19 protein-coding genes are annotated in these 22043 nt (G+C 57.0%); 11 read left to right on the forward strand and 8 right to left on the reverse strand.

The genetic code is table 11. The features are described 5' to 3' along the window. Positions 1-14: 14 nt before the first annotated feature. Complete coding sequence (locus ABNF92_RS16590; protein ID WP_136631659.1) at positions 15-560, forward strand: cytochrome b; 546 nt, start codon at positions 15-17, stop codon at positions 558-560. A 68-nt stretch (positions 561-628) separates the two neighbouring features. Then, positions 629-1210 carry a YceI family protein gene (locus ABNF92_RS16595; protein ID WP_069183007.1) on the forward strand — a complete coding sequence of 194 codons (582 nt, stop codon included), beginning with the start codon at positions 629-631 and terminating at the stop codon, positions 1208-1210. A gap of 34 nt (positions 1211-1244) precedes the next feature. Here ABNF92_RS16595 and ABNF92_RS16600 read toward each other — a convergent pair whose 3' ends face one another. Together ABNF92_RS16600 and ABNF92_RS16605 are read right to left on the reverse strand one after the other, a co-directional pair. Then, entirely contained in the window at positions 1245-2882 is a 1638-nt protein-coding gene (locus tag ABNF92_RS16600; RefSeq protein ID WP_069183008.1) for a methyl-accepting chemotaxis protein, read from the reverse strand. 126 nt (positions 2883-3008) lie between these two features. Further along, positions 3009-3251 (reverse strand): hypothetical protein, encoded by a 243-nt coding sequence (locus ABNF92_RS16605; RefSeq protein WP_069183009.1) that lies wholly within the window; start codon positions 3249-3251, stop codon positions 3009-3011. Positions 3252-3529: 278 nt separating this feature from the next. Here ABNF92_RS16605 and parC point away from each other — a divergent pair, with 278 nt between their 5' ends. Beyond that, on the forward strand, positions 3530-5839 hold the full coding sequence (parC, locus tag ABNF92_RS16610; RefSeq protein ID WP_136631658.1) for a DNA topoisomerase IV subunit A: 2310 nt from the start codon (positions 3530-3532) through the stop codon (positions 5837-5839). After that, on the forward strand, positions 5832-7064 hold the full coding sequence (gene serB, locus ABNF92_RS16615) for a phosphoserine phosphatase SerB (protein ID WP_349342762.1): 1233 nt from the start codon (positions 5832-5834) through the stop codon (positions 7062-7064). Before parC ends, serB begins: the two co-directional genes overlap by 8 nt. A gap of 11 nt (positions 7065-7075) precedes the next feature. Here the strand turns inward: serB and ABNF92_RS16620 are convergent, their stop codons facing one another. From ABNF92_RS16620 to epmB, 3 genes are all read right to left on the reverse strand, one after another. Next, positions 7076-9160, reverse strand: coding sequence for an EAL domain-containing protein (locus tag ABNF92_RS16620; RefSeq protein WP_349342763.1), 2085 nt, complete (start codon positions 9158-9160; stop codon positions 7076-7078). A 106-nt stretch (positions 9161-9266) separates the two neighbouring features. Further along, positions 9267-11072: a GTPase gene (locus ABNF92_RS16625; protein WP_349344104.1), complete on the reverse strand. Its 1806-nt coding sequence runs from the start codon at positions 11070-11072 to the stop codon at positions 9267-9269. Positions 11073-11297: 225 nt separating this feature from the next. Further along, on the reverse strand, positions 11298-12338 hold the full coding sequence (gene epmB, locus ABNF92_RS16630) for an EF-P beta-lysylation protein EpmB (protein ID WP_209400830.1): 1041 nt from the start codon (positions 12336-12338) through the stop codon (positions 11298-11300). A 45-nt stretch (positions 12339-12383) separates the two neighbouring features. Between epmB and efp the strand changes: the two genes are divergently transcribed. Together efp and epmA are read left to right on the forward strand one after the other, a co-directional pair. After that, positions 12384-12959 (forward strand): elongation factor P, encoded by a 576-nt coding sequence (gene efp, locus ABNF92_RS16635; protein WP_069183015.1) that lies wholly within the window; start codon positions 12384-12386, stop codon positions 12957-12959. Positions 12960-12966: 7 nt separating this feature from the next. Next, the gene (gene epmA, locus ABNF92_RS16640; RefSeq protein WP_349342764.1) at positions 12967-13935 is read left to right on the forward strand and encodes an EF-P lysine aminoacylase EpmA; all 969 of its coding nucleotides are present in this window, start codon (positions 12967-12969) and stop codon (positions 13933-13935) included. Positions 13936-13950: 15 nt separating this feature from the next. Here the strand turns inward: epmA and asd are convergent, their stop codons facing one another. Continuing rightward, positions 13951-14805 carry an archaetidylserine decarboxylase gene (gene asd / locus ABNF92_RS16645; RefSeq protein ID WP_349342765.1) on the reverse strand — a complete coding sequence of 285 codons (855 nt, stop codon included), beginning with the start codon at positions 14803-14805 and terminating at the stop codon, positions 13951-13953. Positions 14806-14979: 174 nt separating this feature from the next. On the opposite strand from asd, the gene motA reads away from it, so the two are divergent. Beyond that, positions 14980-15831, forward strand: a complete 852-nt coding sequence (motA, locus tag ABNF92_RS16650) for a flagellar motor stator protein MotA (RefSeq protein ID WP_069183018.1) — start codon at positions 14980-14982, stop codon at positions 15829-15831. Positions 15832-15862: 31 nt separating this feature from the next. After that, entirely contained in the window at positions 15863-16822 is a 960-nt protein-coding gene (gene motB, locus ABNF92_RS16655) for a flagellar motor protein MotB (RefSeq protein WP_136631652.1), read from the forward strand. Positions 16823-16833: 11 nt separating this feature from the next. On the opposite strand, the gene rsgA is transcribed toward motB, so the two are convergent. After that, positions 16834-17889 carry a small ribosomal subunit biogenesis GTPase RsgA gene (rsgA, locus tag ABNF92_RS16660; protein ID WP_349342766.1) on the reverse strand — a complete coding sequence of 352 codons (1056 nt, stop codon included), beginning with the start codon at positions 17887-17889 and terminating at the stop codon, positions 16834-16836. 313 nt (positions 17890-18202) lie between these two features. Between rsgA and orn the strand changes: the two genes are divergently transcribed. Continuing rightward, positions 18203-18748 carry an oligoribonuclease gene (gene orn, locus ABNF92_RS16665; protein WP_349342767.1) on the forward strand — a complete coding sequence of 182 codons (546 nt, stop codon included), beginning with the start codon at positions 18203-18205 and terminating at the stop codon, positions 18746-18748. Here the strand turns inward: orn and queG are convergent. Then, on the reverse strand, positions 18743-19822 hold the full coding sequence (gene queG / locus ABNF92_RS16670) for a tRNA epoxyqueuosine(34) reductase QueG (protein ID WP_349342768.1): 1080 nt from the start codon (positions 19820-19822) through the stop codon (positions 18743-18745). The genes orn and queG overlap by 6 nt on opposite strands. 147 nt (positions 19823-19969) lie before the next feature. On the opposite strand from queG, the gene ABNF92_RS16675 reads away from it, so the two are divergent. Next, positions 19970-21523, forward strand: coding sequence for an NAD(P)H-hydrate dehydratase (locus tag ABNF92_RS16675; protein WP_349342769.1), 1554 nt, complete (start codon positions 19970-19972; stop codon positions 21521-21523). Then, on the forward strand, positions 21520-22017 hold the full coding sequence (tsaE, locus tag ABNF92_RS16680; RefSeq protein ID WP_222464989.1) for a tRNA (adenosine(37)-N6)-threonylcarbamoyltransferase complex ATPase subunit type 1 TsaE: 498 nt from the start codon (positions 21520-21522) through the stop codon (positions 22015-22017). Before ABNF92_RS16675 ends, tsaE begins: the two co-directional genes overlap by 4 nt. Positions 22018-22043 lie beyond the last annotated feature (26 nt).

The following is a 22043-nucleotide window of genomic DNA, read 5'->3' on the forward strand; positions in this document are numbered from 1 at the left end:
GGTCATTTTTCATCATGCAATTCAGAAACACTCCGGCCAGCTACGGTTTAGTGGCGATCATTATCCACTGGCTTGTCGCTGTGGTTGTTCTTGGACTTTTCGGGCTCGGTTTCTGGATGGTGGATCTGTCGTATTACGACGACTGGTATCGCAGAGCACCCGACATCCACCGCAGCATCGGAATTCTTTTGCTGATGGTGATGCTTTTTCGTGTGGCCTGGCGAATGTTGAACGAGGCGCCGGAGCCGTTGCCCGGTCACAAGCGCTGGGAGATCCGAAGCGCTCACATGGCCCACCTCCTGCTGTATGTGCTGATTTTCGTTGCCATGGTGAGCGGTTACCTGATTTCAACAGCGGACGGTTCTTCAATCAGCGTTTTCGGCTGGTTTGAGGTGCCATCAGTTACCGGCCAGATCAAGGGAATGGAAGACACCGCCGGGACCGTTCACTACTGGTCAACATGGGCAATAGTTGCCCTTGCAGCGGTCCATGCGGCCGGGGCTTTGAAACACCATCTGTTTGATCGTGATCGGACCTTGTGGCGTATGTTCGGGAAGTGACCCGTCTGCCGTTTTTCTCATCGTGTAACGCCCGGGAGTCGGGCACCTATGAAATAAGGGAGTTAATCATGAAAAAAGTTCTGCTTGCTTCTGCCGTGTCGATGGCGCTTGTTGGTGCGGTTCATGCCGACGAGCACAGTGGCACCTATGCCTTTGATACCAAAGGCGCCCACCAGTTCGTCACTTTCAAGATTTCCCACCTGGGCTATAGCTGGCTCTACGGGCGTTTTAACGATTTTGACGGCGAATTTGTTTATGACGCCGAGAATCCCGAAAACAGCACCGTGAACGTGACGATCGATACCAGCAGTGTGGATTCCAATCATGCAGAGCGTGATAAGCACCTGCGTAGCGAAGACTTCCTGTATGTGGACGAGTTTCCGCAGGCAACTTTCAAGAGCAAGCGCGTGGTGCTGGATGAAGAAGGCGAGGCAGATATCATCGGTGACCTGACTCTCCGTGGTGTTACCAAGGAAGTCACCCTGGATGCCGAAATGCTGGGTCATGGTGAGGACCCCTGGGGAGGCTATCGCATGGGTTTTGAAGCTGAAACCGAGCTTCGCCTGAAAGACTTCGGTATCCCGATGGATCTCGGAAAGGCCTCCGAGACCGTTGAGATCATCATTTCTGTCGAGGGTATCCGGCAGTAATCCTGGCTGACCCTGCCACTGACAGATTCCGGGCCTAGACCCGGAATCTGCCTGTCTGACTTTCCAGTTCCCTCGCATAGCCCTCTAGGGATTCACTGATTCCATCAATATCCCGTGAGCGATTTGCGCTCTCTGTTGCCAGATCGTTGATTTCAGTGATGCTGCGGTTGATCTCGTCCACTACCTGAGTTTGCTCTTCAGTGGCTGACGCAACACTGGTGTTTACATCTGCAATGTTTGCCATAGCCTCCAGAATGGCTTTGAGTTCAGATTCTGCATCGGTGGCCAGTTTTTCGGTTTCGCTTGCCTCCTTGCTGCCCGTCTCCATCACCGAGACAATGTCCGCAACGCCGGTCTGCAGCGTGGTGATCATCGTCTGAATATCTTCCGTCGATTGCCCTGTACGTTGCGCCAGGGTCCTGACTTCATCGGCAACAACGGCAAAGCCCCGTCCCTGCTCGCCGGCACGTGCTGCCTCGATAGCGGCGTTCAATGCCAGCAGGTTGGTTTGCTCGGCAATGCCCCTGATTACGTCCAGAACGGACGTGATGTTGTCGGAATCGTCAGACAGCTTGCGGATGACTTCCACGGCTTTTGAAATCTGGGCGGCCAGCCGGTGCACCTGCTCTGAAGAGCTGCGGATAATTCGTGCGCCGTTCTTGCCCTTTTCTTCCGCCTCCCGTGTAATCTCCGCGGCCCTGGAGGCGTTGCCAGCAACCTCTTCGATGGCACTCTGCATTTCGTTGATGGCAGTGGCGACCATGGAAATGGAGTCCGTCTGTCGCGTCACGCCATCGTTGTTATCCTTCGCCGCCCGGGCAAGATCTGAAGCACCAGTGCCAAGCTCCCGGGTCAACTGCTGGATGGAGCCAATCATCGATTGCAGGTTTTCCAGGACCAGGTTGAAGCTTTTTGCGAGTTTGCCCAGATCATCATCCATCTCGACCGGAATTCGCTGGGTCAGATCGCCTTCTCCCTGGGCGATATTGTCCAGTTGATCCCGGAGGGCACTAATCGATGCGATAATCATTTTCAGGAATACAGCGAAGAGCCCAATACTGATCAGTATGGCGACGACTGTGATCAAAAGGATGGTCACCGAGCTGCTCTGGCCTTCAGACGAGGCTTCACCGGCTCGAATCTGGGCTTGCGCATCGGCGTGAGCGCCAACCTCATCAAAGTAATTGCGGAGATTATCGAAAAGCTCGTTGGTCTCACTGGCTGCCAACGATCGTGCCTGCTCGGCATCTCCCGTCTCTGCCAGCTGAAGAACTCGCTGGGCGGAACTCAGCCAACGCTCGTAGGCCGTATCAAACCCTCTGGCAACATCGGATACACCAGTGCCTTCAAGCCTGGCCACCGCCTGGTTAAAGCGTTCGAGAGCCTGTCCAGCATTTTCATCGAAACTGGCGAGGTAGTTCTCACCCTCCTCATTGTTGAACTGGGCGTCCACAAAGGCCATCTGGGCCACCATTGCCTGGTAGAGATCCCGGTCACCATTGAGGATTTCGCTGACGGATGGCAGGTAGGTTTCGGCAATGTTGTCGGTGTCGGAGACCAGATTCCGGACGGTACTGACAGCGAACAACCCGATAACAATCAGGGCTACTGCGGTAATAGCGAAAGGCAAAGCAACTTTTACCCGAAGCCCCAAACGCTTACCAAAATCCATAGATCTCTCCCGTACTGTCGGTTTGGCTTATTGCCAATATAGCATCGGGGAAGAGAATGATTTGAAAAACAACTGGGTAATTGCTCCCGGTCAAGGAGGCAGCATTCTGGCCGGGAGCAGATCGGGTTATCGGGAGGGGTCGGGTGATTCCGATGGTGTGTCGCAGGATCTGCAGAGATGTCGCTGTCGCCAGAACTGTCCCGCGAAAATGACCACCCAGATCAGTAATCCTGCCCAGAGATAGGTCTCGGGAATCTGGAAGCTGCCACTGATTGCAAACTCCACAAGGAGCATCAGTGCTACCGCCAGAACTGCATTTACCATGGCTGTGACCATGGCTTGCCCGCAGGCTTTGATGTTGGGTTTCATAGTGTTCCGCTTGTCAGAGAAGTAAAACGGTCTTCTATTCACTGAATGCGAGAATACGGCCCACCTTACAGACTCTCCATGCGGGAATTCCGCTATTGGAATCAGGCGTCTGTGCAACGGCGGTCCGTTTTTGGCCAATAAATCCGCAGGTTGTTGGTGTATCGGCGCCTTGCTCCATATAATGTGCGCTCCTGCTGTCCGGTGATTATTACGGGGCCAGGGCACAGCATCACCGATGGTTTTCAAATCAGGCAACACAGGCAATCAAAGAGGCATCCATGCCAGAGTTTCAGACTACGGATGAAGGCTTCGAGAGGGTTTCGCTCCGGGATTACACGGAGAAGGCCTATCTCGATTATTCCATGTACGTCATTCTTGACCGGGCACTTCCCAATGTCGGCGATGGCCTGAAACCGGTTCAGAGGCGAATTGTCTATGCCATGTCCGAGCTGGGACTGAAATCCACCTCGAAATACAAGAAGTCCGCGCGCACCGTGGGCGACGTGCTGGGTAAATTTCACCCCCATGGTGACAGCGCGTGTTACGAAGCCATGGTGCTGATGGCCCAGCCTTTTTCTTACCGTTACCCGCTGGTGGACGGGCAGGGGAACTGGGGCTCGCCGGACGACCCGAAATCCTTTGCCGCCATGCGTTACACCGAATCCCGCCTGGCGCCTTTCGCGGAAGTACTCCTGGGCGAGCTTGGGCAAGGTACGGTGGACTGGGTGCCCAATTTTGATGGCACCATGGAAGAGCCGTCGGTACTGCCTGCCCGGTTGCCTCATGTGCTTCTGAATGGCACCACCGGTATTGCGGTTGGTATGGCCACCGATATCCCGCCGCACAACGTGCGGGAAGTGACCGCCGCCTGTATACGCCTGCTGGATCAGCCCGGGGCGACGGTGGAAGAGCTTTGTGAACACATCAAAGGCCCGGATTTTCCGACCCAGGCGGAAATCATTACTCCCCGGAAGGACATCCGGCAGATGTACGAAACCGGCCGCGGATCCTTGCGGATGCGCGCCCGCTGGATTCGGGAAAGCGGCGAAATCGTGGTTACGGACCTCCCACACCAGGTCTCCGGTAACCGTGTGCTGGAGCAGATTGCCCACCAGATGCAGACCAAGAAGCTTCCGATGGTGGCCGACCTTCGTGACGAATCCGATCACGAAAATCCGACCCGCCTGGTGATTGTGCCCCGCTCCAATCGGGTCGATCTTGATGGCTTGATGGCGCACCTGTTCGCCAGCACCGATCTCGAGAAAACCTATCGGGTCAACATCAATGTGATCGGTAATGACGGCCGGCCGGGCGTGAAGGGATTGCAGCAGATTCTGACCGAGTGGCTGGCCTTCCGTCGCACTACTGTAATCCGTCGTCTCCAGCATCGCCTGGACAAGGTTCTTGCTCGCCTGCATATCCTGGAAGGCTTGCTGATTGCTTATCTCAACATTGATGAAGTGATCGAAATCATCCGTACTGAAGACAAGCCCAAGGCCGAGTTGATGGCCCGTTTCGGTTTGTCTGCCGATCAGGCCGAAGCCATCCTCGAATTGAAACTGCGCCATCTGGCCAAGCTCGAGGAAATGAAAATTCGCGGCGAGCAGGATGAGCTCTCAGCCGAACGGGATGAACTCCAGTCCATTCTCGGTTCTGAAGACCGGCTCCGCGAGCTGATCAAGAGCGAGCTGCAGGCAGATGCCGAAACCTTTGGTGATGACCGTCGCTCACCTATTGTCGAGCGTGAAGAGGCCCGGGCCTTCAGTGAAGTGGATCTGGTTTCGAACGACCCGGTGACCGTCGTCTTGTCTGAAAAAGGCTGGGTTCGCGCGGCCAAAGGGCATGACATCGAGCCGGAAGGCCTGAGCTACAAAGCCGGCGACCGTTTCTCCCTGGCGGCCCGTGGGCGCAATAACCAGCAGGCGATCTTCCTGGATTCCACCGGGCGGGCCTATTCGCTGATGGCTCACAGCCTGCCGTCTGCCAGGGGGCAGGGCGAGCCGCTAACCGGGCGGATCAACCCTCCTTCCGGGGCAAGCTTTTCAGGGCTGTTGATGGGGGATCCGTCCCGCAAGGCACTGCTGGTCACCGATGGGGGCTATGGTTTTGTGACATCACTGAACGACATGATCAGCAAAAACCGCAATGGCAAGGCGGTAGTGAGTGTCCCCAAAGGAGCAAGGATCATGGCTCCGGTGGTAATACCGAGCACTGAAAAAACATTGTACCTTGGAGCGGTGTCCAACGAGGGCCGTATGCTGGTGTTCCCGCTGAGCGAGCTGCCGGAACTCGCCAAGGGTAAGGGTAACAAGATCATCAGCATTCCTTCTGCCAGGGTCCAGAACCGCGAGGAATATGTGGTGGCAGTGGCCGTATTTGCCGAGGACGACCAGTTGGAGGTCCGGGCGGGCAAGCGCAAGATGGGGCTCCAGTTCAGTGACCTTGAACACTACCTCGGAGAGCGGGGCCGGCGCGGCCACAAGCTGCCCAGGGGACTGCAACGGGTTGATGGCATCGATGTGATTCCTTCCGCTGCTCGGGCGCAGGAAGAGGCCGGCTCAGACAGTGAGGGTGTCGACAGTGAGTGAACTGGTACTGATTAATGTCTCCGGGCGTGACAAACCGGGCCTGACGTCGGAAATCACCGGCATCATGGGGCGTTACGATGTGCGGATTCTGGATATTGGCCAGGCGGTCATCCACGATCACCTGACCTGGGGCATCCTGATCGAAATTCCGGACGAGTCCAAATCCTCTCCGGTCATCAGGGATCTGTTGTTCCGGCTCCATGCCCTGGATCTGCAGGTGCGGTTTGCGCCCATCACGGTGGAGGAATACCAATCCTGGGCCGCCGCCCGGAACCGGGCCTGCTACATCGTGACGCTGCTGGCCCGAGATATCAAAGCCGAGCAGATTGCCCGTGTTTCGGCCATTACCGCCCGCCACGGCCTGAATATCGACAATATTTCCCGGCTGTCTGCCCGGCCTTCTCTGAACGCCGCCGATAACCGGATTGCCTGTGTCGAGTTTTCGGTTCGGGGTACACCATCGGATCTCGAGCAGTTGCGCGCGGACTTCCTGCACATCGCGGGCGAAATGAATGTGGATATTGCGTTCCAGGAGGATTCCATTTTCCGGCGTAATCGTCGTCTCGTGGTCTTTGATATGGACTCCACGCTGATCGAAGCCGAAGTGATCGACGAACTCGCGGCGGAAGCCGGCGTGGGCGAGCAGGTGGCGGAGATTACCGAGAGGGCCATGCAGGGCGAACTGGATTTCAGCCAGAGTTTCGCCGAGCGCCTTGCGCTTTTGAAGGGGCTGGACGAGTCGGTACTTGAGGGCATCGCCTCACGGCTGCGAATGACCGAGGGGGCTGAGCACCTGATTCGAAGTCTCAAGGCACTGGGTTATCGCACGGCCATCCTGTCGGGCGGATTCACCTACTTTGCCCGCCATCTGCAGCGCAAACTTGGCATCGATTACATCTACGCGAACGAGCTTGAGATCGAGGCTGGCAAGGTCACCGGACGGGTGTCAGGGCAGATTGTGGACGGCAAGCGGAAGGCAGAACTGCTGCTGCAGATCGCCGAGAAGGAGCATATTGCCCGGGAACAGGTGATTGCCGTCGGTGATGGCGCCAATGACCTCCCCATGCTCAGTCAGGCTGGCCTGGGTGTGGCGTTCCGTGCCAAACCCCTGGTCAAGGAGTCGGCTCGCCATGCGATTTCCACGCTGGGTCTGGACGCAATCCTTTATCTGATTGGTTTCCGGGAGAGCGAAACCAACCAGAGTCTGGAAAACGCCGACTTCTGAGCCGATCAGGCTCAGTTGTCGCCGAAGTCGTAGTTCATTTCCGGTACCGGCGCCTGCAGATAGTAGCCCTGAATGTAATTCACGCCGGCCTGCCATAGTGTGGCGAGAACGCCGGCGTTCTCCACCAGCGGAATGATGGTGAGCTTGCCGCTGGACTGCAGGCTCTTGACCATTTCCTTGACCTGCTCCTTGGCCTCATCGCTCTTCTGGATTTCTTCCGTGAAGGAACCATCGATTTTCACGTAGTCGGTATCGATGTGCTTCAGGGTATTGAAGGGATTGAGGGCGCAGCCGAACTGGGCGATGGATACCTTGCAGTGAAGCTCGTGGACCGCCTTGGTGAAGTCTTTCGCCTGCTTCATGAAGTTGTTGGCATCGCCTTCACGGATCTGGAAGATCAGGGAGTCTCCGGGCAGACGGGCGGCCTTCAGGGCGACACTCAGCCATGGAGTGAAGGTCTTATCCTGCAGGGTTTCAGCCGTCACATTGAGGAACAGGCGGGTATCGTGACCCCGTGACCGGTGGCTGGAGAGCTGCTTGATGGTCTGCAGGATAACCCAGCGGTCGATCTTGATAGCGGTGTCGCTCGGGCCCGTCGGCGGCAGGAAGTCATAGGGGGAGACTTCCTCGTCGTCCTTGTCGAGCATACGCACGAAGGCTTCGTAATGCTCTTCGCCTTCACCGCGCAGGTTGATGATCGGTTGGAACAGAAGGCGGAATCGGTTGTCGTCCAGGGCTTTCTGAATCGCTTCCACCGAATTGCTTTGATCCAGTGTTTCGAAGTCGGCCGGGTTGTACACCACCACACCGTTGCCTTCGGCATGACCCTCAAGCTTGCGCACTTCCGCAGACGCCGTATGCGCCCGGGCCATGAGCTCCTCGGCCTTCGGAGAGTTCTCGGTAATTGACGCAACACCGATGCTCACAGTCAGCTGTACCGTGCGATCATTGATGTCGAAAAGATGGTCTTCTACGGCCTTACGGATACGCTCGGCGTGTTCGACCATCGTGCCTTCGTCGCATGGCTGGCACAGCAGGCTGAAGGCATCGTCGCTCAGACGTGCCAGGGTGAGATCCTCCCCGGCCTGTTCCTTGAGCAGGTTGGCCAGATCCCCCAAGAGCAAGTCTGCGCCGGAAATGCCTACCTGGCCCTTCATGCTCATGAAGTTGTCCAGGGCGATGTAAGCCAGCGCACCGGTCTCATTCTTCTTGCCGGCAGTGGCAATGGCTTCGGCGAGTGCATCCATCAGGTACTGACGGTTGTAGAGGCCAGTCAAAAGATCCTGGCTGCTGATCTGGCGAAGCTTTTCTTCCAGTTCCGCATCGCTGTGCTCTGGCTGCAACACAATCTGTGTGCAGGCCTCGCCGTCATAGGTCGCAGCCGATACCGACATCGTGACGTTCAATTCGTGATCGTCGCTACGCCGTGCCGTGCAGTTCATGGTCATGCCGTCTTCGCCCTTTTCGGCAAACGACTTCATGAACTCCTTGTACTTTTCCTGGCTTTCCGGAGTAAGGGTGTCCAGCACCGGAACGCAGATAAGGTCGTCAATATCGTCGTATCCGAGGAATTCCATGTACGACTGGTTGGCATAGATATGCATGCCGTCGTTGATGTAGGCAATGGCATCCTTGGAGCTCTCGAGGAGCAACTGGCAGCGCTGTTCTGCCTCTCGCAGGTGGGATTCCAGAACACGACGCCTTCTTCGCTCATCAAGGGCTGCCAGCTCCCGGTTTACCTTCAGAACAATCAGGTCGGTATGCTCAAAAGCCACAGTATCCTGGGCGCCTGCCTTCATCATGCCAACCGTGCGTTCGCGGCTTTCCTCTTCCGTTAGGAGGATAAACGGAATGTCCTTGTCCATCCTGCGGATCATGGCAAGGGCATCATCGGCCGAGAATTCCTGGTCCAGATCACGGGCCAGAAGGAGATCCCAGTTACCCGCTTTCAGCGTCTCCTCAAGATCTTCTTCCGAGGTAATTCTGTGGGCTCGGGTGGCCTTGCCGGAGTTGCGGAGCAGGCTGACCAGCGATTCGGCATCGTTTTGCGATGGATCAAGAATCAGCAGGTGTACGGTCGCGTTCTTTTTCTGCATTCGAAGGGCGTCTCGTGATACACGGTTCATTCACTAACGCTGAATGATGCAGGGGTTGTGGTTCAATAACAACCCTCTGCCGGGCCGGTGTCTCAGTTTGGTGACCTTACAGCGATGGCCAGAGCGAGTCGAACTCATCCTCGCTGGCACCGGACGATGCTGGTGGGGCGCCAGCATTCAGCGTTGCGGCATTCTGCAATTTGAGTTCGAACTGGCTGATGCTGCCAGTGGAGGAGACCTTGCGAGACAGTTGTCCCTGGTCCTCCCGGCCGTCGTGGAGCAGGGAAATGCGGCTCCCGGACTGGAACGGCAGGCGAGGTGTGATCAGCGTGGCGGATTGGTTGACCACGCTGATTTCCGGCAGCAGCAAGCCACGTAGATATTCGCTGCTATTTCCTACCTTCTGAACAAGGCGAACCCCGCAGGGTGAGGCGCTGGGGGCCAGGAGCTCAATTCCGACCTGCGTACCCTGGTTCTTGATCTGACGAATCCAGCGCACAACGGCTACGCTCCAGGGGTGGGTGCTTTGCTCCCTAACCCCCAGGATTTCACCGGCCTGCAGTGAGGGTGGCACATTGCTTTCCCAGGCAACGCAGTAGCCGCCCGGACTTGTATTGATCAACAGGGAGTGGTGAGACCTCGGCCGATTCCTGTCCGTCGATGGCGCCTGCGAGTTGCCGAAGGAACCTTTGAAATTGATGGGCGTATCGGCGGCATGGAGTCGTTCATCGCTGGGCCCTGCATCGTGGGCGCCCGACCAGGCATCCTGTTTCTGGCGTGAAGACCGTACGAACAGGTTTTCATCCTCATGATGGCCGTTGTCATTGCCATTCACGAATTCGGTAAACGTTTTCTCGCCGGCGATGAAGTAATGGGCGGCGGTCAGACCCACGCACACTTCGAGAGATCCCTGGCTGGCGATTCGGTTGAAATTTCGCTTGGCGAGAATGCCCAGGGCCTGGCTGAGATGGGTGAGCAGGGTGTCGCTGACCTTTGCCGGTACTCTCAGTTCGTGATCGGTCTCCTTATGCTCACGCCGGGCGTGAAGCGTTTCAGAGAGCATCGCCGAGAGATCCCGGGTATCGAAGCCAAAGCTCTCATCACCGGGCTTTTGTTCCAGAAGGCTGCGGTAAAACGGTGGGTTGTCCCGTTCCATGTTGATTACGAAGAGACTGTCGTCATCGATATCAGGCCCGCAACGGGTGTGGTCAGTCCATGATTCACAAAGCTCATAGACATGCAGAAGTTCCGACTGTCGCAGCTGATTCGGACGAGCACAGCCAAGAAGGAGAATTCTCTTGTAGGCATCGGCTACTGAGCTGGTGCGACGATGCAGGAGCGTGTCGTCTTCCACCTGAACCACGGAGAGCTTGTTGCGATGGGCAAACCGGTACAGCCGATGACACTCGAGCCAGCTCTGGGCAGGGCTGGGGCAATAGAGTTGATGTGATCTCAGAATCGTTGCCGAAAGTTCGGAAATGGCGCGATGCGCTGCGGTGGCAATCTGGCGGCGGTTTTTGTCCAGGCCTCCGTTGTCGATGAACTCCAGCACACACAGTTTGTAACCGCCGGCCAGGTGTAATTGAAGCGCCTGGGACAGGTTGGCGATTTTCCTTTGTTTTTCAGGAAGCGCCACGGCCAGACCGAGGTAGTGCCGGGAAAGCTCGTTGCACACGAAATGAATCTTTTCCCGGATAAGCTCCAGGAACTGCATGCGTTGGTGGGGTGTCAGAAACAGGTGGTTCAGCTCGATAATGGCATGGTAGAGCTGCCGTGATACCTCGCCAATATTGGCCATAGGCAATTGGTCAATCCAGACCCGGAACGCCTTGGGCGTCGTGTCACAGAACGACAGACTGGCCGTTTTCTGTTCGGGAACGCGGAGATCAGGTTTCAGGGTCTTACCTTCCATGAATGCATGCCAATGTCTGGACCACAAGTGGTATTCCGGGGTTGGCCCTGGCCGGCCACTGGTGGCTACTAAGTGCCCACCGGCCTGTCAGGAAAACGCCGTAAATACATGTTTTTATCTTCAACATTACTGGACTTTAAAGTAGCAAACCAGTCGTAAAAAGCGAGAAGATCATGAGTTGACAATCTTTGACAAGTGAAATCAGGCCCTTTTTTGCGAAACCGGTCACGGGAACAGGTTGATCGGGGTCTTGCTTTCCTTGCCTGGCTCCTCTCTTACCAGTTTTGGCACCAGGAATCCTGGCAATCTCGACAGCAGTTCACGCACCAGGTGTCGCGCTTCTTCATCCGGCACATCGTAATGGTGGGCGCCTGCCACCGGGTCAAATGCGTGCAGGTAATAGGGCATTACGCCTGCTTCAAACAGGGTCTCGCTCAGTTCTTCAAGCACCGAGGCCTGATCATTCACGCCCCTCAGGATAACGCTCTGGTTAAGCAGTGTTGCTCCTGCGGCCCGGAGATACGAGAGGGCCCGGCGCGTGGCGGTGTCCATCTCCGCCGGATGATTGACGTGCAACACGATCACGATCTGAAGGGGCGTTGTGGAGAGCCATTTCAAAAGCTCGTTACAGACCCTTTGCGGGATGACCACTGGCAGGCGTGTATGCAAACGCAGGCGACGAATGTGCGGGATGCCACTTATGGCGGTCGCCCATTGGGCCAGCAGTCGGTCGTTGACAGCCAGGGGGTCACCGCCGCTGAAAATGACTTCATTGATTTCCGGGCTGGCCGCCAGAGTGTCAATTACCCGCTTTCTATCATCGGGGTTCAGTCGCTGTTCATCGTAGGGAAAGTGCCTGCGAAAACAGTAGCGGCAGTTGATCGCACATTGTCCGGTCACCATTAACAGGGCTCGGCTGCGGTATTTTCGAATGAGCCCGGTGGTGGCAATAGCGCCCGACTCTTCCAGTGGGTCGCTGACAAAACCCGGCGCGTGACCGGTTTCTCCAGCAAGAGGAAGCACCTGTCTGAGCAGGGGGTCAGCGGGATTGCCCTTTTCCATGCGAGCGAGAAACGGCTCGGGAACCCGTACCGAAAACAGGCGATGGCCTTGCCGTGCCGCCGACAGCCAAGGTTCCTCGGGCAACTCCAGTCGTCGGAGCAGCTCTTCCGGCGACGTCACAGAGTCCGACAGCAATTGCTGCCAGCTGCGATGTTCGTGGTCGGAAAGGTGGGCTTCTATACGGGCGGGGGTTCGCTGTATCATAACGCCCTTCGAATTCTAAACAGCATTTTGTCAGGTGGACATTTCATGGCTTCATATTCTACCAATGAATTTCGCGGCGGTCTTAAGGTTTTGCTGGATGGCGACCCCTGCATCATTCTCGAGAACGAGTTTGTAAAACCCGGTAAGGGGCAGGCCTTCAACCGCGTAAAGCTGCGTAACCTCATGACCAACCGGGTCTGGGAGCGCACGTTCAAGTCCGGCGAAACTCTGGAAGCCGCAGATGTCATTGATCAGGACATGGAATACCTCTATACCGATGGTGAGTTCTGGCACTTCATGCTCACTGACGGCTCTTTCGAACAGTACCCGGCTGATGCCAAGGCGGTCGGCGATGCCCTGAAGTGGCTGAAAGAGCAGGACGTGTACACCGTGACGCTCTACAACGGCTCGCCACTGTCGGTAACGCCCCCCAATTTCGTCGAGCTGGAAGTGGTCGATACCGATCCGGGCATGAAGGGCGACACCGCTCAGGGCGGCTCCAAGCCCGCGACGCTCTCCACCGGTGCCGTGGTCAACGTACCTCTGTTCATTACCATCGGTGAAGTACTCAAGGTTGATACCCGCTCCGGCGAATACGTCAGCCGGGTGAAGAGCAGTTAATCCAGCCATGACCCGCAAACCTGTCTGGCAGCCTTCTGCCTCGCAGGCTGCCCTCGAAAGCCGTGCACAGCAACTGGCGTTTGTGCGCGGCTTTTTTGCGAGAAGAGGGGTGCTTGAGGTCGAGACGCCGATTCTGGGGCGGTGCGGCGTCACCGACGTCAACCTCGATGGCATTCACGCCCAGGTCACCGCCGGTTCCACGACCGGGGGTTGGCTCCAGACCTCTCCCGAATACCACATGAAACGTCTGCTTGCAGCTGGCTCAGGTTCGATTTATCAGATCTCCAGGGTGTTCCGCAACGGCGAGCAGGGGCGTCGCCATAACCCGGAATTCTCGATGCTGGAATGGTACCGGACGGGTTTTGATGACGTGGCGCTTATGGAAGAAGTGTCGGATCTCGTGTGCGGCTGGCTGCAATGTCAGCGACCAGTCACTATCCAGTATCGGGACGCACTGGAGCGCTGGGCGGGCCTTGATCCTTTTGCGGCAACCGATCGGGAGCTGATGCGTCGCTGTGAGCAATGGATGGAGCCGGAACAGTTGGCGGATCTCGGGCGCGATAGCTGCCTGGATCTGTTGATGAGTTTTGCGGTGGAGCCGCATCTTGGCCGGGACAGACCCGTGTTCATAACCGGCTATCCAGCGTCGCAGGCCTCTCTGGCCAGGGTCTCACTTTCGCAGGGTTACGAAACGGCGCACCGTTTCGAGCTGTACATAGATGGCCTTGAACTGTGTAACGGCTACTGGGAATTGACCGATCCGCAGGAACAGAGGCTGAGATTTGAAGCCGATAATCAGCTACGAAGGCACTCCGGAAAGCCCGAAATGGCGCTGGATGAGGCGTTTCTTGCCGGTCTTGAGCAGGGATTGCCCGAGTGCGCTGGTGTCGCCCTCGGACTGGATCGCCTGTTGATGCTCAAACTCGGGGTTCAGGATATCAGTGAGGTTCTCGCCTTTCCGTTCGAGCGGGCGTGAGCCTAAAAGAACCGATCAGGCCAGGGCTCCAAAGGCCTCACCCATGCGGACGGTTTTTCCGGCCACCTGATCGCTGTTCCAGGTGACGGCCCCCTTGGGCATAACCATAATCACCGTTGAACCAAGGCGGAACCGCCCCATCTCTTCACCTTTCTCGAAGCTGATCGCCTGCTCACCTTCATGCCGCGTTGAGGTAACCTGCCTGCTGCCGGGTACAACCACGCCTGCCCAGCGGGTTTCCACGCTGCCGACGATCATGGCGCCAACCAGTACCATTGCCATGGGGCCGGAATCGGTATCGAAGATACAGACAACCCGTTCGTTGCGGGCAAACAGGTTCGGAACGTTCTCGGCAGTAACCGGATTCACCGAGAATAGCTTGCCGGGTACATGGATCATTTGCCTGAGTGTGCCTGCCATCGGCATATGGATGCGGTGATAGTCTTTTGGAGAGAGATAGATTGTCGAGAACTCGCCGCTGGTAAACGGTGCGGTGGTTGCTTCTTCGCCGCCCAGCAATTCACTCAGGCTGAAAGACTGGCCTTTGGCCTGGAATACCCGGTCTCCGGTTACCTGTCCCAACTGGCTGATGGCACCGTCAACAGGGCTGACCAGGGTTTTTTCGCCGTCCGCCAGAGGGCGGATGCCTGGCTTCAGCGCTCGGGTGAAAAACGCATTGAAGGTAGGGTAGGCTTCCGGATCCGTTTCGGCCGCTTCGCTCATGTCAACGCCGTAGCGGCCGATAAACCACTTGATGACCCGGTTCTTGAGCGCAGGGGAGCTGTCACTGTCGGCCAGACGACCGGCAAGGTTGGAAACCCCCAGTTGCGGCGTGATGTACTGGCTCAGAACAAAAAGCTTGTCGAACATTAAATGTGATCCTTTGCGCTCAAAGGCGCGAAGTTTACCAAAGACTGCCACCTGTATAGAAATTGTTTCACGGCTTCGCGGTTGTGGCATGGCCTTGCTATTATCGGGTCAACTTGTGCGTGGCAGCTTCCGGCTTCGGCCAATAACCAAGAAAATAGGGCGTGCGTAGATTCTATGTTACTGATCGTCGGTTCGATTATTGTTCTGGCCAGCGTGTTGACTGGCTATGTTCTCCACGGCGGCAATCTGATGGTGCTCTGGCAGCCGACCGAAGTGTTGATCATTTTCGGGGCGGCTCTGGGGTCGTTCATTATTGCCAATCCCATGCACACCCTGAAAGAGGTGTTTGGCAGGGGTATTCAGCTGCTCACAGGCTCGCCCTACAAAAAAGCGTTCTACATGGACCTCCTGAGCCTGCTTTATGAGATTTTCGATAAGTCCCGTAAACAGGGTGTGATGGCGATCGAGGAAGATATCGACAACCCCGAGTCCAGTCAGATTTTCAGTCGCTACCCGGCCATTATGAAATCCAAGGAATTGCTGGCCTTTATCACCGATTATCTGCGCATTATCAGCTCCGGCAACATGGCAACCCATGAGCTGGAAGGCATGATGGAGAACGAAATCGACAGTCGCCAGCATGAGCTTGAGGAGCCTGCCCACGCGGTCAACAAGATTGCCGATGCGCTGCCCGGGCTCGGCATCGTCGCCGCTGTGCTTGGTATCGTGATTACCATGAACTTCCTCACCGAGGGGCCGGAAAAAATCGGTCTCAGTGTGGCTGCGGCCCTGGTGGGTACCTTCCTGGGCATCTTTATGGGGTATGGCTTCGTTGGTCCTGCGTCCATTGCCATGGAACACGCGGCAAAATACGAGCTGAAGGCCTACGAGTGCGTAAAATCGTCAATTGTCGCAACCGTATCCGGACAGGCACCCCAGATGGCCATCGAGTTTGGCCGGAAGGCATTGCCCACGGACAAACGCCCTGGATTCCAGGAGCTGAACGACCACGTTCGCTCCAAGTAAAAACGTCCTCATCTGAGCCCGGAGCCGATTCGTGGAAGAGCAACCGATCATCATCAAGCGGAAAAAGGTTGTTGCCGGTGGCCACCATGGTGGTTCCTGGAAAGTTGCGTTTGCCGATTTCGCAACCGCCATGATGGCGTTCTTCCTGGTACTCTGGTTAACGGCTACAGCATCGCCTGAGCAGAAAAAAGCCGTAGAGGGCTATTTCCGGGATCCCGTTGGTTTCACAGAAGGGGGCTCGCCGAACCCCGTCGATCTTGAGGGCAGTGCATCGGTGGTCAACGAGGCAAGTCCGGATATCGAGTCCAGCCAGATCCAGATCGAAGACCAGGTGGTGGATGAGCTCTCCGAAACCCTCGAGCAGCGGCGTATGGAGGAGCTGTTTCAGGAATTGAAAGATCGCATCGAACAGAATGAAACCCTTCAGGAGTTCAAGGATCAACTACTGATCGATATCACCGACGAGGGCTTGCGAATCCAGATCGTCGACCGGTCGGGGCGTCCCATGTTCGATAGCGGCCGGGCAGAGCTGAAGTATTACTCTCAGGATATTCTGTTTGAGCTGGCCAAAACACTGGGCTCCGTGAACAACAAGCTCAGCATTACCGGGCACACCGACTCTACACCGTTCAATGGCCGGCCAGGCTACACCAACTGGGAGCTGTCAGCAGATCGGGCCAATACTGCCAGAAGAGCCCTCGTGGCCGGCGGTGTTCGCCAGCAGCAGATTGCCCGCGTTGTGGGGCTGAGCGATTCCGTGCTGTTCGACAAGGAAGATCCGAATGCACCGGTCAATCGCCGCATTTCCATCATCGTCCTTAACAAGAAAACCGTCGACAACATCCAGAGCAGCGCAGGCCAGTCCGACGAGCCGCTGATCGATCTCACCCAGCCAACCGAAGAAGAGCAGGAGGCTGCCCGTGAACGCCTGGAGAGTGGGGAATGGCTGCAGGAGAAGGAAGAGCCGGCACCGGGTGAATTGAACTGGTAAAGCCGGATACCTCAGTCCAGCTTGAGCCCCCGGGCCTGTTGTTCCGCCATATCCTGAAGAATCCGGTGGAAGCTTTTGAGCCGCTCGGGGCTGATTTTCCCTTCCTCTGCGGCCCTGTCGATGGCGCAACCCGGATCACCCATGTGCCGGCAGTTGCGGAACTTGCAGGTGCCAATCACCTCCCGGATTTCCCGGAAACCATATTCGATCTCCTGCGCCGTCATATGCCAGAGCCCGAATTCGCGAATGCCCGGCGAGTCAATCAGTTCGCCGCCCAGAGGCAGGTGGAACAGTTTCGCCGTAGTCGTAGTGTGGATTCCCTTGCCGGTACTCTCTGATACAGCCCCAACGCGAATGGCTTCATCCGGCATCAGGGTCTGGATAATCGAGGACTTGCCCACGCCGGATTGGCCAACAAACACACTGGTCTGATCCTTCACCAGCGCCTCAACCTCCGGCGACGGCTTATCTCCAGACTCCGCGGCAGACGTTCGCACCACCTCATAGCCCAGAGCCTCATACCGGCCCAAAAGCGCATCGATACTATCCCGGTTACTGTCGGTGATCAGATCCGTCTTGTTCAACAGAATCACGGCCGGAATATCCGTGATCTCTGATGCCACCAGGTATCGGTCAATCAGGTTATCGTGGGGTTCCGGCTCCGGAGCGATCACAAGAATAATATGATCAATATTGGCGGCCACCGGCTTCAGCGCGCCAAAATTATCCGGCCGCTGCAGCAGATTGCGACGCTCACCCCGGGCAACAATAACCCCGGTCTCGTTCTTCCCCGGCCGCCAGACAACTTTGTCGCCGGTCACCAGACTATCGATGTTGGCCCGAACAAAACACCGCACCACGTTGCCGGCCAAATCGCCTTCAAGCGCTTCGACATCCAGCTGTTGCCCATAGTGAGCAATGACTAACCCTTCCTGCTCCGGACCAAGCTCCCCGGCATCAGCCTGCTCCTGAACCTTCTTCTCCTTGTGCGCCGCCCGGGCCGCCCGCTCTTCCTGGACTTTCTTGATGCGGAATTGCTGCTGTTTGTTCAGTCGCCGTTTTGCCATTTACGTCCCGGATAACCAGATGAAAGTTTTGCTCTTGGTGTGCCATCATACTGCAATCGTAATTGATCGGCCTAAGCAATGCCGGCACGTCAAAGATATATCATTCGATTTCGCGGTGGGGCTGGGACCGGCTTTCCGGAAGTGGCGTCACATTTTGTATATCTCTTTAGTTGCAAGCGGGCGTGGGGATGTCATTCCGGGAATGTCGGCGGCCATGGATGGCCGACGCCAAGCGCACATGGATGTGCTCGTAGCGTTTCCCGGAATGACATCCCCGCGACCGCAAACTCAAATCTGGAAGGCTAGGAAAACAATGGCAGAGAGCAATAGTCGCCTCGTATGGATCGATCTGGAAATGACAGGCCTGGATCCGGAAAAAGAACGGATCATCGAAATGGCCACAATCATCACCGATTCAGAACTCAATATTGTGGCAGAAGGACCAGTTATCGCCGTCCATCAGCCACAATCCTTTCTGGACTCCATGGACGAATGGTGCACCCGAACCCACGGTGAAAGCGGCCTCACCAAGCGCGTTCAGGAAAGCGACATCTCCGAGTCTGAAGCCGAACAGCAGACCATCGAATTCCTGAAGAAGCACGTCGAAAAGGGCCAGTCACCCCTGTGCGGCAACAGCATTGGTCAGGATCGCCGATTCCTGGTCAAGTACATGCCCGAACTGGAAGACTTCTTCCACTACCGGAATCTCGACGTATCCACGGTCAAAGAACTTGCCCGCCGCTGGCGCCCGGATGTCCTGGCCGGGGTTAAAAAGAAAGGCAGCCACCTCGCCCTGGATGACATCCGGGACTCCATCAACGAGCTGCGCCATTACCGGGAACAGTTCTTCAAACTATAAACCGTGGCGTTTCAGTGCCCATTGGACATGCTCGCGGACCATCTCGGAAGGGTGATCCGCGCGCTTTTTCAGGGCTTCAATCACTGGAATAGTGGATGGCGCGTTGCCCAGCCCCACGGCCAGGTTACGCAGCCAGCCCTCGTAGCCCGTTCGCCGAATCGCCGATCCCTCGGTGCGCTTCAGGAACTGCTCCTCCGTCCAGAGAAACAGCTCTGCCAGAGAACTGTTGTCCAACCCGTGTCTGGGCTGAAAATCCTTTTCCCCGGTTGGCTTGCTGAACTTCTGCCAGGGGCAGACCAACTGGCAATCGTCGCAGCCGAAAACCCGGTTACCCATCAGCGGGCGTAGCTCCTCGGGAATGCTCCCCTTGAGTTCAATGGTCAGATAGCTGATGCAGCGCCGGGCATCGAGCTTGTGAGGGCCGACAAAGGCGTCTGTCGGGCATAGATCGAGACAGGCCGAACAGCTGCCACAATGATCGGTCTCAAAGGGCTCGTCGACGGGTAGGGGCGCGCTGGTAAAAATTTCTCCAAGGAAAAAGAAAGAACCGGCCTTCGGGTGGATCAGCATGTTGTTCTTGCCGATCCAGCCCAGGCCCGCCCTCTGGGCTAGGGCGCGCTCCAATACCGGCGCGCTGTCCACGAACGCCCGGTAGTCGTATCCGCTGACGGCGTCATCAATCCTGGCTGCCAGCTGCGCGAGACGCTTGCGGATCAGTTTGTGGTAATCGCGCCCCAGTGCGTAACGGGTAACATAGGCGCCCTCCCGGTTAGTAAGCGCTTCTTTCGGGCTGTCCGGCGAAGGCAGATAGTCCATTCTCACAGAAATCACCCGAGTGGTACCCGGCACCAGGGAGGTGGGCGTATAGCGCTTGTCACCATGATAGGCCATATAGTCCATTTCGCCCTGGTAACCCGCTGCCAGCCAGTCCTGCAAATGGGTTGCGTGCTCACCGGTATCCGCGGTGGTGATACCCACATCAGAGAACCCGAGCTCAGCCGCCCACTGGCGGATAAGCGCTGGCAGATCAGCGAGTTCCGGATATGTTCTGGTGCTCAATGATGTGGCGCTCATAGTCACGGCCGGTGCCAGAGTTCGTTCTCGAACCGGGGTACGGATAATTAATCTGATTAAGTTATGACCTTTTCCACTGTTTTGCTATGCTTTACAGGTATCTGGCCAATTTTCTTAAACCGGTTTCTGTAACGGGAGCAAAGGTTCATGCCGCCGTCCGTTGGACACAGTCTACCAGACGCACTGTTTTCCGCCGATGCGGTGAGGCAGATTGATCGCTATGTGATTGATAATCAGGGCGTCGATGGTTTTGAGCTGATGCAGTCTGCCGCCCATGCGGCTTTTCGCTGTCTGGTTCGGCACTGGCCCAAGTGCGGCTCGGTTCTGGTGCTGTGCGGTGCGGGTAACAACGGCGGTGATGGCTACCTGGTTGCAGCCAGCGCGAGGAGGCATGGCCTGGATGTCCGGTGTGTCGCCGTTGCGCCCACAGGCAAACTGTCCGGTGACGCACGAAAAGCCTGGCAAAAGGCACTGGCAGACGGCGTTGACGTGCTCGATCTGGAGGCACTCAGCGACTCTTCACTGGATGATCTGTTTTCCGACGCAGGGCTCATCGTCGATGCGATGCTTGGCACTGGCGTTTCCGGTGCACCCCGGGAACCGTTTGCAGGGCTGATAGGCCGATGTAACCAGGCGCCCGCGCCTGTGCTCGCAGTGGATCTGCCCTCCGGGCTGAATGCCACCACCGGGGCGGCCGAAGGAGATGTTGTTAACGCAGCCATGACGGTCACCTTTATCGGGCTTAAGGCCGGCCTATTTACCGGGCAGGGAGCGGCGGTCTGCGGTGAGGTGGTCTTTGAATCCCTGGATACTGCCGATGGTGTAGCTGGCAGCGGCCAGAAGCCGGTGGCTGTTCGTCGTGATTGGGGCTCTGTGATGTCCTGGTTGCCGCCACGGCCTGCCAACGCCCACAAGGGGCGGTTTGGGCATGTGCTGGTGGTGGCTGGCGATCGGGGCTTCGGCGGCGCCGGACTGCTGGCGGCAGAGGCGGCTGCGCGCTCGGGGGCAGGGCTTGTCTCGCTGGCAACGCGCCCTGAGCATGTGACGGCAGCCCTGGCAAGATGTCCGTCGGTGATGGTTCATGGACTGATTCATGGTTCTGAGCTTCCGTCGCTGCTTGACGCAGCTTCAGTGGTCGTCTGCGGCCCCGGTATCGGGCGAAGCGCATGGGGGCAGCAGATGCTGGAGCAAGTCATTGTCAGTGGCAAGCCCAGGGTGCTTGACGCAGATGCCCTGAACCTGTTGTCCGGTCGGGTTGCCGTACCGGCGGATAACCATGTTTTGACGCCGCACCCGGGTGAGGCAGCCAGACTGCTGAATTGTCTGGTGCCGGATGTAGAAGCGGATAGAATGGCCGCAGCCAGAAAATTGCAGGCACTGTATGGCGGCACGATTCTCCTGAAAGGCGCAGGTACGGTTGTCGCTTCTGAAGGCGGCGCCCTTGACATCGTCAGTGGCAGCAACCCCGGCATGGCTACTGGCGGTATGGGGGATGTGCTCTCGGGGATTATCGGTGCCGTTCTGGGACAGATTGGTGACGGGCAAAAAGCCGCCGTGCTCGGAGCATCGGCCCACCTGGCAGCAGCGGATCGGGCCTCGCAAACCCATGGGTATATGGGTTTGATCCCTAACGATGTAATAGACGCACTGCCGTTGGTTTTTCGGGAGTCTGAAACCCACCCGGGGGCAAGAGATCTATGAGCATAATGGGCAATGAACGCCGGCTTTTCCTCGAGGGTGAGGCGGAAACCGAGCATCTTGGCCGTGAGCTGGCGAGAACCGTCGCTGAATCTGGCCACGGTGTGGTTATCTACCTGGATGGTGATCTTGGTATGGGTAAAACCACCATCAGCCGGGGTGTCATGCGCGGGCTTGGCCACCAGGGGGCTGTAAAAAGCCCGACCTACACGCTGGTGGAGCCCTATGAAACCCTGCAGCCACCAACTTACCATTTTGATCTTTATCGCCTGGGCGATGCGGAAGAACTGGAATATATGGGCATCCGGGATTATTTCTCCGGTGAAAATCTTTGTCTGATTGAGTGGCCGGAGCGTGGTAAAGGTATATTGCCCGAGCCGGATCTGGAGATTCATCTGGAGACCCGGGGCGAAGGGCGTTCTGTAGTGATCAGGGCCCGTTCAGAGTTGGGCGGCCATTTGCTGAACGAATTGGATGTGTTGGGTCCGGCGCATTAGCGACTCCGAAACCGGGAACAGACTGG

Origin of the sequence: Marinobacter sp. MMG032 (genome assembly GCF_040112695.1) — a bacterium.
GTDB classification, from domain to species: Bacteria; Pseudomonadota; Gammaproteobacteria; order Pseudomonadales; family Oleiphilaceae; genus Marinobacter; species Marinobacter salsuginis.

Excerpts from the sequence above, each read along its gene's own strand:
- ABNF92_RS16590 (WP_136631659.1), top strand. The coding sequence starts at position 15 with ATGCAATTCAGAAACACTCCGGCCAGCTACGGTTTAGTGGCGATCATT.
- ABNF92_RS16595 (WP_069183007.1), top strand. The coding sequence starts at position 629 with ATGAAAAAAGTTCTGCTTGCTTCTGCCGTGTCGATGGCGCTTGTTGGT.
- ABNF92_RS16600 (WP_069183008.1), bottom strand. The coding sequence starts at position 2,882 with ATGGATTTTGGTAAGCGTTTGGGGCTTCGGGTAAAAGTTGCTTTGCCT.
- ABNF92_RS16605 (WP_069183009.1), bottom strand. The coding sequence starts at position 3,251 with ATGAAACCCAACATCAAAGCCTGCGGGCAAGCCATGGTCACAGCCATG.
- parC (WP_136631658.1), top strand. The coding sequence starts at position 3,530 with ATGCCAGAGTTTCAGACTACGGATGAAGGCTTCGAGAGGGTTTCGCTC.
- ABNF92_RS16620 (WP_349342763.1), bottom strand. The coding sequence starts at position 9,160 with ATGCAGAAAAAGAACGCGACCGTACACCTGCTGATTCTTGATCCATCG.
- ABNF92_RS16625 (WP_349344104.1), bottom strand. The coding sequence starts at position 11,072 with ATGGAAGGTAAGACCCTGAAACCTGATCTCCGCGTTCCCGAACAGAAA.
- epmB (WP_209400830.1), bottom strand. The coding sequence starts at position 12,338 with ATGATACAGCGAACCCCCGCCCGTATAGAAGCCCACCTTTCCGACCAC.
- efp (WP_069183015.1), top strand. The coding sequence starts at position 12,384 with ATGGCTTCATATTCTACCAATGAATTTCGCGGCGGTCTTAAGGTTTTG.
- epmA (WP_349342764.1), top strand. The coding sequence starts at position 12,967 with ATGACCCGCAAACCTGTCTGGCAGCCTTCTGCCTCGCAGGCTGCCCTC.
- asd (WP_349342765.1), bottom strand. The coding sequence starts at position 14,805 with ATGTTCGACAAGCTTTTTGTTCTGAGCCAGTACATCACGCCGCAACTG.
- motA (WP_069183018.1), top strand. The coding sequence starts at position 14,980 with ATGTTACTGATCGTCGGTTCGATTATTGTTCTGGCCAGCGTGTTGACT.
- rsgA (WP_349342766.1), bottom strand. The coding sequence starts at position 17,889 with ATGGCAAAACGGCGACTGAACAAACAGCAGCAATTCCGCATCAAGAAA.
- orn (WP_349342767.1), top strand. The coding sequence starts at position 18,203 with ATGGCAGAGAGCAATAGTCGCCTCGTATGGATCGATCTGGAAATGACA.
- queG (WP_349342768.1), bottom strand. The coding sequence starts at position 19,822 with ATGAGCGCCACATCATTGAGCACCAGAACATATCCGGAACTCGCTGAT.
- ABNF92_RS16675 (WP_349342769.1), top strand. The coding sequence starts at position 19,970 with ATGCCGCCGTCCGTTGGACACAGTCTACCAGACGCACTGTTTTCCGCC.
- tsaE (WP_222464989.1), top strand. The coding sequence starts at position 21,520 with ATGAGCATAATGGGCAATGAACGCCGGCTTTTCCTCGAGGGTGAGGCG.